At 46.2% G+C, this 14335-nt stretch carries 17 protein-coding genes; 6 read left to right on the top strand and 11 right to left on the bottom strand.

Annotated elements, in window-relative coordinates; all coding sequences use genetic code 11:
* Positions 1 to 21: 21 nt before the first annotated feature.
* The 4 genes from trmL to FIV04_RS13855 form a co-directional block, all read right to left on the bottom strand.
* Positions 22 to 501 (bottom strand): tRNA (uridine(34)/cytosine(34)/5-carboxymethylaminomethyluridine(34)-2'-O)-methyltransferase TrmL, encoded by a 480-nt coding sequence (trmL, locus tag FIV04_RS13870; RefSeq protein ID WP_032549953.1) that lies wholly within the window; start codon positions 499 to 501, stop codon positions 22 to 24.
* 76 nt (positions 502 to 577) lie between these two features.
* Positions 578 to 1195: a superoxide dismutase gene (locus FIV04_RS13865; RefSeq protein WP_152469403.1), complete on the bottom strand. Its 618-nt coding sequence runs from the start codon at positions 1193 to 1195 to the stop codon at positions 578 to 580.
* 75 nt (positions 1196 to 1270) lie between these two features.
* Positions 1271 to 2653 carry an envelope stress sensor histidine kinase CpxA gene (cpxA, locus tag FIV04_RS13860; RefSeq protein WP_152469402.1) on the bottom strand — a complete coding sequence of 461 codons (1383 nt, stop codon included), beginning with the start codon at positions 2651 to 2653 and terminating at the stop codon, positions 1271 to 1273.
* Positions 2653 to 3348 (bottom strand): response regulator, encoded by a 696-nt coding sequence (locus FIV04_RS13855; protein WP_152469401.1) that lies wholly within the window; start codon positions 3346 to 3348, stop codon positions 2653 to 2655. The genes cpxA and FIV04_RS13855 overlap by 1 nt, the downstream gene beginning before the upstream one ends.
* Before the next feature lie 183 nt (positions 3349 to 3531).
* Here FIV04_RS13855 and FIV04_RS13850 point away from each other — a divergent pair, with 183 nt between their 5' ends.
* The 3 genes from FIV04_RS13850 to pfkA all read left to right on the top strand — a co-directional run bounded on the left by FIV04_RS13850 (position 3532) and on the right by pfkA (position 6392).
* Positions 3532 to 4041 (top strand): CpxP family protein, encoded by a 510-nt coding sequence (locus tag FIV04_RS13850; protein WP_152469400.1) that lies wholly within the window; start codon positions 3532 to 3534, stop codon positions 4039 to 4041.
* A 165-nt stretch (positions 4042 to 4206) separates the two neighbouring features.
* Entirely contained in the window at positions 4207 to 5115 is a 909-nt protein-coding gene (gene fieF, locus FIV04_RS13845; protein ID WP_152469399.1) for a CDF family cation-efflux transporter FieF, read from the top strand.
* Positions 5116 to 5429: 314 nt separating this feature from the next.
* Positions 5430 to 6392, top strand: coding sequence for a 6-phosphofructokinase (gene pfkA, locus FIV04_RS13840; RefSeq protein WP_032549962.1), 963 nt, complete (start codon positions 5430 to 5432; stop codon positions 6390 to 6392).
* A 148-nt stretch (positions 6393 to 6540) separates the two neighbouring features.
* Here pfkA and tpiA read toward each other — a convergent pair whose 3' ends face one another.
* Entirely contained in the window at positions 6541 to 7311 is a 771-nt protein-coding gene (gene tpiA / locus FIV04_RS13835) for a triose-phosphate isomerase (protein WP_032549963.1), read from the bottom strand.
* Positions 7312 to 7546: 235 nt separating this feature from the next.
* Between tpiA and FIV04_RS13830 the strand changes: the two genes are divergently transcribed.
* Entirely contained in the window at positions 7547 to 7894 is a 348-nt protein-coding gene (locus tag FIV04_RS13830; protein ID WP_032549965.1) for a 5-carboxymethyl-2-hydroxymuconate Delta-isomerase, read from the top strand.
* 48 nt (positions 7895 to 7942) lie between these two features.
* Positions 7943 to 8365 (top strand): DUF805 domain-containing protein, encoded by a 423-nt coding sequence (locus FIV04_RS13825; protein WP_152469398.1) that lies wholly within the window; start codon positions 7943 to 7945, stop codon positions 8363 to 8365.
* An 85-nt stretch (positions 8366 to 8450) separates the two neighbouring features.
* Here FIV04_RS13825 and FIV04_RS13820 read toward each other — a convergent pair whose 3' ends face one another.
* The 3 genes from FIV04_RS13820 to glpX all read right to left on the bottom strand — a co-directional run bounded on the left by FIV04_RS13820 (position 8451) and on the right by glpX (position 10680).
* Positions 8451 to 8789: a DUF3135 domain-containing protein gene (locus FIV04_RS13820; protein ID WP_152469397.1), complete on the bottom strand. Its 339-nt coding sequence runs from the start codon at positions 8787 to 8789 to the stop codon at positions 8451 to 8453.
* 117 nt (positions 8790 to 8906) lie between these two features.
* The gene (locus FIV04_RS13815) at positions 8907 to 9524 is read right to left on the bottom strand and encodes a metalloregulator ArsR/SmtB family transcription factor (RefSeq protein WP_152469396.1); all 618 of its coding nucleotides are present in this window, start codon (positions 9522 to 9524) and stop codon (positions 8907 to 8909) included.
* Between the two features lie 148 nt (positions 9525 to 9672).
* Positions 9673 to 10680 (bottom strand): class II fructose-bisphosphatase, encoded by a 1008-nt coding sequence (glpX, locus tag FIV04_RS13810; protein WP_032549969.1) that lies wholly within the window; start codon positions 10678 to 10680, stop codon positions 9673 to 9675.
* A gap of 324 nt (positions 10681 to 11004) precedes the next feature.
* On the opposite strand from glpX, the gene zapB reads away from it, so the two are divergent.
* On the top strand, positions 11005 to 11247 hold the full coding sequence (gene zapB, locus FIV04_RS13805) for a cell division protein ZapB (RefSeq protein ID WP_032549970.1): 243 nt from the start codon (positions 11005 to 11007) through the stop codon (positions 11245 to 11247).
* A gap of 67 nt (positions 11248 to 11314) precedes the next feature.
* Here zapB and rraA read toward each other — a convergent pair whose 3' ends face one another.
* From rraA to hslU, 3 genes are all read right to left on the bottom strand, one after another.
* Positions 11315 to 11833 carry a ribonuclease E activity regulator RraA gene (gene rraA / locus FIV04_RS13800; protein ID WP_032549971.1) on the bottom strand — a complete coding sequence of 173 codons (519 nt, stop codon included), beginning with the start codon at positions 11831 to 11833 and terminating at the stop codon, positions 11315 to 11317.
* 73 nt (positions 11834 to 11906) lie between these two features.
* The gene (locus FIV04_RS13795) at positions 11907 to 12824 is read right to left on the bottom strand and encodes a 1,4-dihydroxy-2-naphthoate polyprenyltransferase (protein WP_152469395.1); all 918 of its coding nucleotides are present in this window, start codon (positions 12822 to 12824) and stop codon (positions 11907 to 11909) included.
* Positions 12825 to 12983: 159 nt separating this feature from the next.
* Positions 12984 to 14318, bottom strand: coding sequence for an HslU--HslV peptidase ATPase subunit (gene hslU / locus FIV04_RS13790; protein WP_032549974.1), 1335 nt, complete (start codon positions 14316 to 14318; stop codon positions 12984 to 12986).
* Positions 14319 to 14335 lie beyond the last annotated feature (17 nt).

The raw sequence follows: 14335 nt of genomic DNA, 5'->3' as shown, positions 1-14335 counted from the left end.
GTCTAAGTCGATTGTTCTTACTTAAACTGCGCCTTCAAAGCCCATTTGTCGCCACGCTTCAAATGCAATGATCGCAACCGCATTCGATAGGTTCAGGCTGCGAGCGTCTGGCATCATTGGAATGCGGATACGCTGCTCCATTGGCATGCTTTCAATTAACTCTGCTGGCAGGCCGCGCGTTTCAGGGCCAAACATCAGAACATCACCTTGTTGGAACTTCGCATCTACGTGATGGCCTGTGGTTTTTGTTGTGCAGGCGAAGATACGGAACTCACCCTCGCGTTCGTTCTCTAGATACTCTAGAAATGCTTCAAGGTTCTTGTGACGCTTTACGCGAGCGAGGTCGTGGTAGTCCAAACCAGCGCGGCGTACCTTTTTCTCTTCTAAATCAAAACCGAGCGGTTCAATCAGGTGTAGGTTGGCACCACAGTTAGCACAAAGGCGAATGATGTTACCTGTGTTAGGTGCAATTTCAGGTTCGTAAAGCGCGATATCAAACATACTGGTTCACTAGATAGATAAAAAGTAGCTTGAGTATACGGTGGCAGACTGAGTGAGTACAGTTGCCACCGAATGATTACGCTTTGTTTGCTAGTGCCTGTGCGTAGTTTTCTGCAACGGCATCCCAGTTCACGACATTCCACCATGCATTGATGTAGTCAGGACGGCGGTTCTGGTAACTGATGTAGTAAGCGTGTTCCCAAACGTCGAGCGCTAGAATAGGCTCACCTTGGTTATCTACTGCGTCCATCCAAGGGTTATCTTGGTTAGACGTAGAGACGATTTTCAGCGCACCATCTTTAACGACAAGCCAAGCGAAGCCCGAGCCAAAGGTGTTGATAGCGGCTTGAGCGAACTGATCTTTAAAGCTCTCGAAGTCACCAAACGTTGCAAGAATGTCTTTGGCTAGATCACCACTCGGTTCGCCGCCACCATCTTTAGACATGCAGTTCCAGTAAAGGATGTGGTTGTAGTAGCCACCACCGTTATTACGTACTGCTGGTGAATGCTTAGAAATGTTGGCAAAAATTTCTGTGAGAGGCTGTGTCTCTAAATCGGTACCTGAAATCGCTGCCATGAACTTATCGTAATAGGTTCTATGGTGCTTACTGTAGTGAACCTCCATTGTTTTAGCATCAATGTAAGGCTCTAAAGCATCGTAAGCATATGGCAGTTCTGGAAAGGTGTGTGACATGGTAAATCCTCCTTAATTAGAGGATTTACCTTAATGATAATGAGATCTATTATCAACTAGATCTTTGTAAGGTTATTACAAAGGTATGATCGGCAGAGTGATTTCGACCTGCAACCCACCCAATGAGCTACGACTGGCTGTGATGGTACCACTGTGCTGGCGAATCGCACTTTCAGTGATGGTTAGTCCTAGTCCTGTGCCTCCAGAGTTTCGGTCGCGCGCGGTTGAGACTCGATAGAATGGTCGGAATATCGATTCAAGCTCCGCCTCTGGGACACCATCACCATTATCATTGACCTGAATCGTCAGCTGGTCTTGCTTGACGCTCATCTGTACATCGACCTTATCTTTACCATAGTAGATGGCATTGCGGATGATGTTATCAAGCGCGCTCATCAATAGCTTAGGGTTACCAGAGATCGAACGTTCTGGAATCTCAGAGAAGGTGAGGCTCTTGCTCATCTGCTCTGCTTCGAATTCCGCATCTTTTAGGATCTCTTCCCATAGGCTCGAAAGTGGCTGAATCTCACGTGTGATATGACTATCAACCTGCATACGCGACAACGTCAGCAGTTCACTGATCATCTGCTCCAATCGCTGCGCTTCAGTATCAATACGCTCCAACTCTTGGCTTTCGCCCTGCTTACGAATAGCGAGTGCATTGGCCATTCTTAGGCGTGTTAAAGGCGATCGCAGTTCGTGTGAGATGTCTGAAAGCAATCGCTGTTGCCCAGAGATCATCTGATTAACGGCCTCGACCATCTGGTTGAAGCTTTCCCCTGCTTGGCGGAACTCAGAAGTCCCTTTTTCAAGGGTTGGGTCGACCTCAAACTCGCCTTTCGCTACTCGTTGAGCGGCGCGTTCTAGTCGTCGAGCTGGCTGGCTGAGTGCCCAAGCCAGCCATAATAGCAGCGGGGTACTAGCAAGCATTACCGCGAGGAGCAGCTGCAGTGGTTTATCGAACAATCTTAATAGGAAAGGTGGCGGTTGATTCCACTTAACACTGACGTACATCATCAGGTCTTCATTGGCCAATACCACAGGAACCGGGCCTGCCACCATGTAATGTCCATACAGTTTCTGCTTGGGTACTTCTGGGTTATCAATCGTGGTCACAAAGTTGCGGATCGCTTTGACCTTGTAGTTAGAGTGGCGCTTGGTGGTTAAGACACTGCCATCTAAATCGGTCAGGTAGATGCGTGGGCGAGAGTCTTTGCGGCTGCGAGGTGGTCCCTCAAGCTGAAAAATAATCTTGCCAAGGTTGTCTTCACCCGCGAAGCGTTTTTCGGTCGCCTTAGCGATACGAGTGAGTTTGTCGTAGTGTTCTGCAGGAACATCTCGTGCAACGCGCGGATCTAGGTGTGGCAGAGAGAGCACTGATAAAAGCACCAGTAACATGGTGAACCAAAAAATAGCAAAGATACGTCCATATAAGCTGGTGATTTTAGGTAAGCGCATTAATCTTCCTCAACAAATAGGTAGCCACGGCCACGCAAGGTCTTAATGCGTGCTTTGCCGTCAGGGCGTTCTGGAACTTTCTTTCTCAAGTTAGAGATGTGCATATCAATCGCACGGTCAAAGGCAGCCAATCTTTTTCCGAGAACATCTAAACTGAGTGACTCTTTGGTGATCACTTGTCCCGGGTTTTGAATCAGGTGGCTCAGCAAGGCGAACTCAGTGGTGGTGAGATCCAGCAGTTGCTCATTGCAGTAAGCTTCTTGCTTGCCTGGGTACACTGCTAAGTCTTGGTAGCGGACACAATCGCTGCTGGTTGTTTTCTCTGCGCTATTGTTTGATTGAGTACGTCGCAATATGGCACGAATGCGCGCCAGCAGTTCACGATCACTGAATGGCTTTGGTAGGTAGTCATCAGCACCGAGCTCAAGTCCAATCACGCGATCGATCTCTTCACCTTTCGCGGTCAGCATTAATACTGGGGTCTCCCAGGACTCACGCAACTTCTTGAGCGTCTCCATCCCATTGAGCTTAGGCATCATCACATCTAACAAAATAAGGTCGATGTCGTTATTGATGGCCTCGAGACCGGCGTAACCATCGTTGGCTTCCGTTACTGTAAAGCCTTCAAAGCTTAAAATGTCTTTTAATAGACTGGTCAGTTCCGTGTCGTCATCAATAAGAAGGATATTTGCCATAGGGAGAACCTTGTTGTGTTGTTTACACCTAAATAATAACTGCTAACTATTCGTCAATTTGCACTCTTTACGATTCTTTACGCTTTCTACACGTTGCTTTACGTGCGAGCTTCTATTCTATACTCAAGCGCTGACCAACAGACGCAGACACACAAATGATTATACCAATTTGAGGCAAAGATTATGAAAATGACTAAGAAACTTGTACTAGCAGCTGCAGCTCTTCCACTAGTGTTTGGTACAGCAAGTGCGTATGCGTATGGTGGCGGTAACAAAGGTGACCACAAAGGTATGCACGGTAAATGTGGTGGTTTCGATAAGAAAATCATGCGTCAACTAGACCTAACAGATGCGCAGAAAGAGCAGTTCAAAGAGATGCGTGAGGCAGACCGAGCGGCGATGAAAGAGAAGCGCTCTGCGAACAAAGCTGAAAAAATGGCAGAGATGAAGGCGCACCGTGAACAAGTTCAAGCATTGGTTCTGGCTGACACTTTCGATGAAGCAGCTGCGAACGAGCTGGCTAGCCAAATGGTAGAGAAACAGACTGAACGTCGCGTTGCTATGCTGAAAAAGCAGCATGAAATGATGAGCGTGCTGACTCCTGAGCAAAAAACAAAGTTAACTGAGCTACAACAAGAGCGTATGGCTAAGTGTGTAGAGAAAATGGAAAAGCGTGCTAACAAAGACAGCTAATCATTGAGCGTGACACCACACGTGAGTTAGATGAGCAAAATGAAAGAAGCGACCATGTGTCGCTTTTTTTGATCGCGATTACAAAAATTTAAGTGATTGACTGTCATATTCAATCGGTTGTTGTCAGGTTATACTTTGTACAATAGATCAAACAATAGTCAGAATATGAAAGCAGAATACGCTCGTCTTGTGACACTTGCGGCTTGGGCAGCCACTATCGTCGCGACCTTCTTATTGGTCGTAAAAGTTGCCGTTTGGTGGGTAACAGGGTCGGTGAGTCTCTTGGCCTCGGTAGTCGACTCACTGCTCGACATAGCCGCCTCGTTGGTCAACCTCTTGGTGGTGCGTTATTCGCTGCAGCCAGCTGATAGGGAACATACTTTCGGTCATGGTAAAGCCGAATCATTGGCTGCGTTGGCGCAGGCAATGTTTATCTCAGGCTCTGCTTGTTTCCTTATCCTTAACGGCGTCGAACGTTTCTTTAGACCTCAAGAGCTTAACTCACCAGAGCTGGGGATCTATGTCAGTCTGTTTGCCATCTTTGTGACCTTTGCTCTGGTCCGTTTCCAAAAATATGTCGTTAAGAAAACCGGCAGCCAAGCCATTGCTGCAGACTCTCTTCATTATCAGTCCGACCTTTATATGAATGCTGCCATCATGTTAGCTCTAGGCTTGAGCTGGTTTGGCGTTACTCAAGCAGACTCAATCTTTGCTGTAGCAATTGGCGGCTACATTCTTTATAGCGCTTATCAAATGGCGATGGAGGCGATTCAGTCTCTGCTCGATAGAAAGCTACCCGATGAAGAGTTGGCTCAAATTAAAGAGACGGCACTGAGTATTGAAGGGGTTTTAGGGGTTCATCAATTAAGAACTCGACGCTCAGGTCCAGTGCGTTTTATTCAGCTGCATTTAGAGCTGCAAGATGAGATGCCACTTATTGAAGCGCATCGCATTTCCGATGAAGTTGAGGACAAGTTGTTGTCGGTTTTCCCGGATGCTGATGTACTGATCCATCAAGATCCATATTCGGTGGTGTTTGGCCCAGAGAAGCAACAAAAGTTTCAATCTTGGTAGCGAGAGACTCGACTTGGCCTAAATGGTAAGTGGGGGATTTTTGGGCTACATTGACTAAAATTCACTAATACTTTGGTGATATAAAAATCAGCCAATAACAATTAATGTTGATTCTGATGTGAATCAACAAAGTTATTGAGTAAAACTGTAATACTCCTACAGAAGTAGAAAAGTTACATAATTTTGTGCGATTTGAGTGGTATTCCTGTTGAGGAAATGTAACATAGCGCACAAATATAGATTTAAAATCTTGTTGATATACAATCAGCAAGAGCAAGAATTGAATAATAAATTCCCAAATATTGAGGGTGAGCATGATTAAGAAAATCGGTGTTTTAACAAGTGGCGGTGACGCACCTGGTATGAACGCAGCAGTTCGTGGTGTTGTTCGTACAGCGTTGTCTGCTGGTATCGAAGTTTACGGCATTTACGATGGCTACCTAGGTCTGGTTGAAGATCGTATCCAGAAGCTAGATCGCTCTAGCGTATCTGACGTGATCAACCGTGGTGGTACTTTCTTAGGCTCTGCACGTTTCCCTGAGTTCAAAGAAGTTGAAGTTCGCCAAAAAGGTATCGAAAACCTGAAAAAACACGGCATTGAAGCACTTGTTGTTGTCGGTGGTGACGGTTCTTACATGGGTGCGAAGAAGCTGACTGAAATGGGTTACCCATGTATCGGTCTACCTGGCACAATCGATAACGATATCGCTGGTACTGACTACACAATCGGTTACCTAACTGCACTGAACACAGTTATCGATAACATTGACCGTCTACGTGATACTTCATCTTCACACCAACGTATCTCTATCGTTGAGATCATGGGCCGTCACTGTGGTGACCTAACTCTAATGTCTGCGATTGCTGGCGGTTGTGAATACATCATCACACCTGAAACAGGTCTAGATAAAGAGCAGCTTATTCAAAACATCCAAGATGGTATTGCTAAAGGTAAGAAGCACGCAATCATCGCGCTTACTGAGCTAATGATGGATGCAAATGAGCTAGCAAAAGAGATCGAAGCAGCGACGGGTCGTGAAACTCGTGCAACCGTTCTTGGTCACATCCAACGTGGTGGCCGTCCAACAGCATTCGACCGTGTATTGGCTTCTCGCATGGGTAACTACGCAGTTCACCTACTTCAAGAGGGTCACGGTGGCCGTTGTGTTGGTATCGAGAAAGAGCAGCTTGTTCACCACGATATCATCGACTGTATCGAGAACATGAAAAACCCAGATCGTTCAGACCTATTCAAGGTTGCTGAAGAGCTATTCTAAGCCTGTCTTGGTCTAAAAATGTAAAGAGCCGCTGCATTGTCAGCGGTTTTTTTATGCTTGAATATTAGAAGATTAGGCTTGGGTGACAGGTAATAAAAAAGGCCAACCTAAGTTGACCCTTTCTTCAATTTAAACAGAGAAGTCTAAATTAAGCTTTTGCTTTAGCTGCTGCTTTAGCGATAGCTGCGAAACCTGCTGCGTTAAGAGCTGCACCGCCAACTAGAGCACCGTCGATGTCTGGTTGTGCGAAGTAAGCTTCAGCGTTTTCTGGCTTAACAGAACCACCGTATTGGATGATTACTTGCTCAGCTACTGCTGCATCTTTTTCAGCGATCATTGCACGGATAGAAGCGTGGATGCGTTGTGCATCTTCAGCTGTTGCTGCTTTACCAGTACCAATAGCCCAGATTGGTTCGTAAGCGATGATTGCGCCGTTTAGAGCTTCAACGCCGTAAGCGTCGATAACTGCGTTGATTTGACGTGCACATACTGCTTCAGTTTCGCCTGCTTCGTTTTGCGCTTCAGATTCACCGATACAGAAAACTGGCTTCAGGCCGTTCTCTTGTAGGAATTTGAATTTCTTAGCAACGAACTCGTCTGATTCGTTGTGGTATTCACGACGCTCAGAGTGACCGATGATGATGTGAGAAGCACCAAAGTCTTTCAGCATTTCTGGAGACATGTCGCCAGTGAAAGCACCGCTGTTGTTTAGGTCAGTGTTCTGTGCACCTAGGATGATTTTGTTACCGCCTTCTGCGATAAGACGCTCAGCTAGATCGATGTAAAGTGCTGGTGGAGCTACTGCTACGTCTACACCTTCAACGCCTTCAAGTTCAGCGTTAAGACCAGTTAGCAGCTCAGTTACCATTGCTTTGCTACCGTTAAGTTTCCAGTTACCCATCACTACAGGACGACGCATAGGAATATCTCCGTATTTAATCAATTAATGTAAAAAATCTTCGTAAGAATATAACAGATAAAACGCGTTAGATCATGATTGTGGTCATGTCTTTATGGGATCTTATCGATTGGTCAGAGTAGATAATAGACAGATATCAGTGATCCAACAGACAGAATAATAGTGAACTCCTCGGATTTTTCACGGTTAATTGATATTAAAGGACAAACGATTGCGTGAAGAATAGGAAGTAACCATGCCAAATTTAGTTCTTGAGTACTCAAACTCGGTGGATGAGCGAGTGAATGTACAAGGTTTGCTAGAAGATCTCCATCAAGTTGCATTACACTGTGGATTGTTTGATGCGCCTTCTGTCAAATCTCGTTCTCTGCGTTGCCACAATTGGTTGGTAGGGGAAGAGGACGACAGTGTGGACTTTATTCATATCAGCTTCGAGTTACTTTCTGGCCGCACTGATGAGCAGAAAAGAGAACTGTCACGAGCATTAATGGTGGTGCTGCAAGAGCAAGCCAGCCATGTAAGAAGCCTGACAGTGAACATCCGCGATATGGACATCAACAGTTTTCAAAAAGTGATTAATTAAATTTTTGCAGCCCTTTTTGGCCGCATCCCAAATTAGAGTGTATTTAAGATGTCGATGAAAGAGTTACTGTTTTCCTTCCAAGGAAGAATCAGCCGTAAAACCTACTGGATTTGGAACGTATTTTACTACGTTGCGATTACTGGCTTTGCCTCCGGTATCTCTGTGTTGTTCCCAGCATATTCATACATCTTATTGCCAATATTCTTGCTGATGCTGGTGGTTCCTGATCTGGCAGTTACGGCAAAACGCTGGCATGACCGCAATAAATCAAATATGTGGCTGCTGTTGAATGTGCCTTTAGTTTTAGGACGTTTGGCATCACCAATGGCGACACCAACCGCTGAAACTGTATCGCCAATTCATATGGTGGCGACGGTCGCTGCTTTGGTATGTGGCCTGTGGATTTTGGTTGAGTGTGGCTTTTTGAAAGGCACTGAGGGTCGTAATGATTACGGTGACGAACCGCAGTAGCTTGCAGAGATGCATTAAGTTAAAAAGTGTTAGGAAAGAAAAAGGAGGCATATCGCCTCCTTTTTTGTATCAGGTTCCCTAAGGGTTAGTCGGTGTTTCTTGGTTTAAATGCAATGATGGTCGCTTGTGGTGGCTCAGGGTTAGAATCGTTGCCCTGAAGTGCTTCCTGAAATTTACACACCTGACAGCGCAACTCTCGCATTAAGACAACGTTGGTTTGATGAGGGTTTTTACAGCGACTGACCACTAAGTCGATATGGCTCTGTTGAGCGCGCAGTCTGTCCTGCATGATGTGAGAGGCAGAACAAATCATCTGTTCGCACATATCTTGCTTGAGTTGGTTGAACGCATTCGGATCTCGCTGAGCAAGTTCAACCAATTCATCGAAAGGGGGCAGTTTGAGATCGGGTTGAGGATGTCCCATCTTTCTTTCCTTAATGATGCATCGTGAGTGAGATACTTTAAGCTTAAGAAAGAAAGTTGGTTATTTTTTGTTCGGTTTGTGTTCTTCTCAAATTTGAGACAGCAATAGTCGATAACGCTAAAACGGAATCACAGTGTATGTACAGCGACGTTCACCCGCAATAATGTGTTCGGAACGACTGATATTACAGTCATTTTTAAGCAGTTCGGTAAACACATTTAGCTCTGATTGGCACAAGCTAGGACAGCGTGTTGCGGCTTTACAGATAGGGCAATGGTTCTCGATCAAGACATAGTGATCGCCTTCGTCGTGCAGCTCGGCCATGTAGCCTTCATCTTCACGCAATTGAGTGAGGGTTTGGAGCTTGCTAAGAAGGTCATCACAATTGACTAAGGCTTGTTGATACTGCTTTAGGGTCGATTGCTCACGCTCTGCAGAGACTTTGGCTAGGCCTTCTTTTCCAAACAGATTCTCAACGGCATCGATAACTTGAATGGTCAACTCGCCATGACGATCAGAGAATTGACTGTGTCCTTGTTGGGTTAGAGACCAGTGACGCGTTGGGCGACCAACTTTTACCTTAACGTCATGAAATGCCAGAATACCATCATCTTCTAGGCTTTGGAGATGCTGCCTTGCACCCATGGTGGTCATGCCAAACTCTTGTGCGAGCTGCTTAGCAGTAACGGCTCCATGGCGCTTAATGGTGTGTAAAATTCTGTCGCTTGTTTTCATACTATCCCTACCTCATGACCCCTACTATTATGAGGCAAGGCATTTATAAAGCAAACCATTTACTATAGCCACTTGACAGCATCGTTATAAAAAGAAAAGGCCAGCATTAAAATGCTGGCCTTGAACAAAGTTTACGTGGTGGTCGTTATTAAAGAATGTGACCGATCACTTCTGGGTCTTTGCGCTCAAGGTAGTGAATCGACTTGATGCGACGAATTGTACGACAGCGGCCACGAATCAGCAGAGTCTCTGTGGTTGCAATGTTGCCTTGGCGAGTGATGCCCTCTAGCAGATCACCTTTAGTGATGCCCGTTGCCGAGAATACGACGTTATCGCTGCGCGCCATGTCTTCCATCTTTAGAACCACACCTGCAGTTACGCCCATTTCAGCACAACGCTCAAGTTCCAGTTCACCGTGCTTACGGTTCTCTTCGTTGTCGCCTTTCACTTCATGACGTGGCAGCAAACGACCGTGCATGTCGCCATCTAGTGCGCGAATTACCGCTGCTGATACCACACCTTCTGGTGCGCCACCGATGCAGTACATCACGTCCACTTCGCTGTCTGGCATACACGTTAGGATAGAAGCGGCGACATCACCGTCTGGCACAGCAAATACGCGTACGCCCATCGCTTGCATTTCTGCGATCACTTGGTCGTGACGAGGTTTAGCTAGCGTGGTTACCACAAGTGTATCTAAAGATTTACCCAGTGCTTTAGCAATGTTTTCTAGGTTCTCTTTTAGTGGTTTTTCTAGATCGATAGCACCTTTAGCACCAGGGCCAACAACCAGTTTTTCCATGTACATGTCAGGCGCTTTTAAGAAGCTGCCTTTTTCACCCGCTGCTAGTACAGCCAGTGCGTTTGACTGGCCCATAGCCGTCATACGTGTCCCTTCGATTGGGTCAACGGCGATGTCAACTGCATCACCACCAACACCGACATTCTCACCGATGTATAGCATCGGAGCATCATCGATTTCGCCTTCACCAATCACGATTTCACCGCTGATTTCGGTTTTGTTGAGCAGGCTGCGCATGACTTCTACTGCGGCACCATCGGCAGCGTTTTTATCACCACGGCCAAGCCATTTATAACCTGCTAGTGCTGCACCTTCAGTGACACGAGAAAATGCCATTGCTAAATCGCGTTTCATGCGGACTCCAAAATTTTCAAAGGGGGAATAGAAATTTCGCGGCGGATTTTACCATAGTTCAAAGGAAACGTTTGCTTTTTTGCTTTTGTGGCTTTGCTTACGATCAAAGCAGAGCTGAAATTTTAAAATATTCACTGAAATAATCAGTTAGGTAATAGTGCTGGCACAATTAACGTCAATATTCGGTAAAAAGCGATGTTTTTTTCATCGAATGGCGCAAAATATCGAAGATATAGAGTGTTTATCCGTGCTCTGCTGAGTAGAATGGGGCAATAAGTGGAGTGAACCTTCAACATCAAATGGATAACTTAAAGGTAGGCCAGAATGTCTTTTGAAGTACTAGAGCAACTAGAAGCAAAAATTCAAACAGCAGTTGATACTATTGCACTTCTGCAAATGGAAGTAGAAGAGCTAAAAGAAGAGAAGCAGCAGCTAGCGACAGAAGCTGGTGAGCTAAAAGCAAGCCGTGAAGAGCTAGAGCAAAAAACTCAGCAAATGCAGCAAGAGCATGCAGCATGGCAAGATCGCATTCGCAGCCTACTAGGCAAGATGGACGAAGTTGAGTAATCCACTTTTGCTGCGATAAACGCTGATGAAAAAAATGCCCGCTTGTTAGCGGGCATTTTTGTATCAACTATTCGTTCTCATCGTCTTCTGCATCAAGCTCGAACTCTACATCGAGTGGCTCTGGTGACAGAATGATGCCGGTGTTATCGGCATAGAGGTAATCTTCAGGTAGGAAGCTAACACTGCCAAAGTTGACTGGAACATCGACTTCGCCGACGCCATCTTGTACAGCGCCAACTGGAATAGAAGCAAGGGCTTGAATACCGAGATTCATATCTTCTAGTTCGTCTACTTCGCGAACGCAGCCATACACGACGATACCTTCCCACTCATTGTCTTCGGCTAATAGTGCTAACTCGGCATCAATCAGCGCTTTACGCAGTGAGCCACCACCATCAATCAACAACACACGACCCAAGCCGTCTTGTTCTAGAACAGAGCGGATCAGCGCGTTGTCCTCGAAACATTTGAGTGTCGTGATCTGTCCAGCAAAGGAGGCTCTTCCACCAAAGTTGCTGAACATCGGCTCTACGACATCCACTTGGTCTAGATAGATGTCGCACAGTGCTGAAGTGTTGTATTCCATTCGCGTACCTTTTGAACAATGAGCTTACTTTGAGTATATCGGTGCTCGATCCCTTTGCAATGATTAGTCTGAATTATGTCAATAGAGTTTGAGCTACAACAACACCAGCAAACAATAAGTTAGTCACCAGAGAGCATTTGACGATAACTGGCATCATAGGTGCGATTTGTGCGGGTTTGTCCGTATCCCAAACCGCCTTACCATGTTTGTAAACGGTGATGATGCTCAGTGAAAACGGCAGGCTAATCCAAGCGGGCTTATCTTGAATAAGCAGGTAGCTAGCGAAAGCAATCACTGCCACGCTCAGGAGGACAAAATGATACTGCTTGGCTTTGTGCTGTCCTAGTCGAACTGCCATGGTGCGTTTACCACACTCACTGTCGTTTTCGATGTCACGCATGTTGTTGATGTTTAGTACGGCCACCGCCATCAAGCCACAGCCCAAAGCGGGTAAGAATAGGCTTGGTTCGATGTGCCCTGTGTGCAGGAAGTAAGTTCCGGATACACCAAGCAGACCAAAGAAGATGAATACTGACAGGTCGCCTAAGCCGATATAACCATAGGGCTTGTTACCGACGGTGTAAGCAATCGCGGCTGCAATCGCCAGCACACCCAAACCGATGAAAGAGAGAATACTCTCAATAGAGGATAGGGCGTGGAAAATTAAGATAAGCCCAGCAATCATGGTAAACACAATGTTTAGGATGATGGCTTGCTTCATGGTTGCGGCTGAGACAGCACCCGACTGCATCGCTCGCATTGGTCCTAGACGTTTTTCATTGTCGGTGCCTTTTACCGCATCGCCATAGTCGTTAGCGAGATTGGAAAGGATCTGCAGCAAGGTCGCAGTGAGAAAAGCCAACAAAGCAATGGAGAGAGAAAACTGATCGCTAGCGAACGCTAAACTACTTCCTGTAAGAATAGAGACGAGTGCGAGAGGCAGAGTTTTTGGTCGTGCGGCATCAAGCCAAATCAGTAGAGATTGTTTCATCGTAGGTCTATTTGTCGTTGTAAGGACACTGTGTCATACCGTATTTCGAGTATACGCTCATTTTTTAGGTAATAAAAAGCCCACTCGAGAGTGGGCCTTGAAATCGGTTATCAGCTTGCTGTTTCTTTGCGTTAGAGCAACAAGTTGGATATTTTTGTGCTACAGAATGAAGCGGCTTAGGTCTTCGTCCTCAACGAATTCGCCTAGCTTAGACTTCACGTAACCTGCATCAATCACCAGCTTGCTGCCCGCTTTGTCTGTCGCTTCGAATGAAATCTCATCCATTAGACGTTCCATTACCGTGTGTAGACGACGTGCACCGATGTTCTCAGTGGTTTCGTTAACTTGCCATGCCGCTTCTGCAATCTGAGTGATGCCGTCTTCAGTGAACTCAACGTCCACTTCTTCTGTTTTCATTAGAGCGATGTACTGCTCAGTTAGAGACGCTTTTGGCTCAGTCAGGATGCGCTTGAAGTCATGGCTTGATAGCGCTTCAAGTTCAACACGGATTGGTAGACGACCTTGTAGCTCAGGGATCAGATCCGATGGCTTAGCCACTTGGAATGCGCCCGAAGTAACAAACAGGATATGGTCTGTTTTCACCATGCCGTGCTTAGTCGATACCGTGCTACCTTCAATAAGAGGTAGTAGATCACGCTGAACACCTTCACGAGATACGTCTGGACCCGAGCTATCACCACGCTTACAGATCTTGTCGATCTCATCGATAAACACGATACCGTTGTTCTCAACGTTGTAGATTGCGTTCTCTTTCAGCTCTTCTTGGTTAACAAGCTTTGCCGCTTCTTCTTCAGTCAGTGCCTTGAATGCGTCTTTGATTTTCAGCTTGCGCTTTTTCTTAGTATCACCAGCAAGGTTTTGGAACATGCCTTGTAGCTGGTTGGTCATCTCTTCCATGCCTGGAGGCGCCATGATTTCAACGCCCATCTGCGGTGCCGCAACATCGATTTCGATCTCTTTGTCGTCTAGCTTACCCTCACGCAGTTTTTTGCGGAAAATCTGACGCGTGTTTGATGAGCCTTCATCTGCTTGTTCGTTTTGACCCCAAGCGTCACGAGCAGGTGGAAGAAGGGCATCAAGAATACGCTCTTCCGCTTGCTCTTCAGCGCGGAATTTTACTTTCTCCATCGCTTGTTGGTGAGTCATCTTGATCGCAACGTCGGTCAGGTCACGGATAATGGTCTCTACTTCTTTACCCACGTAGCCGACTTCAGTGAACTTGGTCGCTTCTACCTTGATGAAAGGAGCGTTTGCAAGTTTTGCTAGGCGGCGAGCAATTTCAGTTTTACCCACACCGGTTGGACCGATCATCAGAATATTCTTAGGTGAAACCTCAACACGCAGGCTCTCTTCTAGCTGCATACGACGCCAGCGGTTACGTAGGGCGATAGCCACAGAGCGCTTCGCATTTTCCTGGCCAATAATGTGGCGGTTCAGTTCATGAACAATTTCACGAGGGGTCATTTCAGACATGTTTATTCCTTAATTCT

The sequence above is a fragment of the Vibrio sp. THAF190c genome, assembly GCF_009363355.1.
Classification (GTDB): Bacteria; Pseudomonadota; Gammaproteobacteria; order Enterobacterales; family Vibrionaceae; genus Vibrio; species Vibrio fortis_A.
This window is presented reverse-complemented; position numbering and strand designations above follow the sequence as displayed.

Coding starts and splice junctions, on each gene's coding strand:
- rraA (WP_032549971.1), bottom strand. CDS start 11,833: ATGGAATACAACACTTCAGCACTGTGCGACATCTATCTAGACCAAGTG.
- tpiA (WP_032549963.1), bottom strand. CDS start 7,311: ATGCGTCGTCCTGTAGTGATGGGTAACTGGAAACTTAACGGTAGCAAA.
- FIV04_RS13825 (WP_152469398.1), top strand. CDS start 7,943: ATGTCGATGAAAGAGTTACTGTTTTCCTTCCAAGGAAGAATCAGCCGT.
- FIV04_RS13830 (WP_032549965.1), top strand. CDS start 7,547: ATGCCAAATTTAGTTCTTGAGTACTCAAACTCGGTGGATGAGCGAGTG.
- pfkA (WP_032549962.1), top strand. CDS start 5,430: ATGATTAAGAAAATCGGTGTTTTAACAAGTGGCGGTGACGCACCTGGT.
- glpX (WP_032549969.1), bottom strand. CDS start 10,680: ATGAAACGCGATTTAGCAATGGCATTTTCTCGTGTCACTGAAGGTGCA.
- FIV04_RS13850 (WP_152469400.1), top strand. CDS start 3,532: ATGAAAATGACTAAGAAACTTGTACTAGCAGCTGCAGCTCTTCCACTA.
- FIV04_RS13815 (WP_152469396.1), bottom strand. CDS start 9,524: ATGAAAACAAGCGACAGAATTTTACACACCATTAAGCGCCATGGAGCC.
- trmL (WP_032549953.1), bottom strand. CDS start 501: ATGTTTGATATCGCGCTTTACGAACCTGAAATTGCACCTAACACAGGT.
- cpxA (WP_152469402.1), bottom strand. CDS start 2,653: ATGCGCTTACCTAAAATCACCAGCTTATATGGACGTATCTTTGCTATT.
- FIV04_RS13820 (WP_152469397.1), bottom strand. CDS start 8,789: ATGGGACATCCTCAACCCGATCTCAAACTGCCCCCTTTCGATGAATTG.
- FIV04_RS13795 (WP_152469395.1), bottom strand. CDS start 12,824: ATGAAACAATCTCTACTGATTTGGCTTGATGCCGCACGACCAAAAACT.
- fieF (WP_152469399.1), top strand. CDS start 4,207: ATGAAAGCAGAATACGCTCGTCTTGTGACACTTGCGGCTTGGGCAGCC.
- hslU (WP_032549974.1), bottom strand. CDS start 14,318: ATGTCTGAAATGACCCCTCGTGAAATTGTTCATGAACTGAACCGCCAC.
- FIV04_RS13865 (WP_152469403.1), bottom strand. CDS start 1,195: ATGTCACACACCTTTCCAGAACTGCCATATGCTTACGATGCTTTAGAG.
- zapB (WP_032549970.1), top strand. CDS start 11,005: ATGTCTTTTGAAGTACTAGAGCAACTAGAAGCAAAAATTCAAACAGCA.
- FIV04_RS13855 (WP_152469401.1), bottom strand. CDS start 3,348: ATGGCAAATATCCTTCTTATTGATGACGACACGGAACTGACCAGTCTA.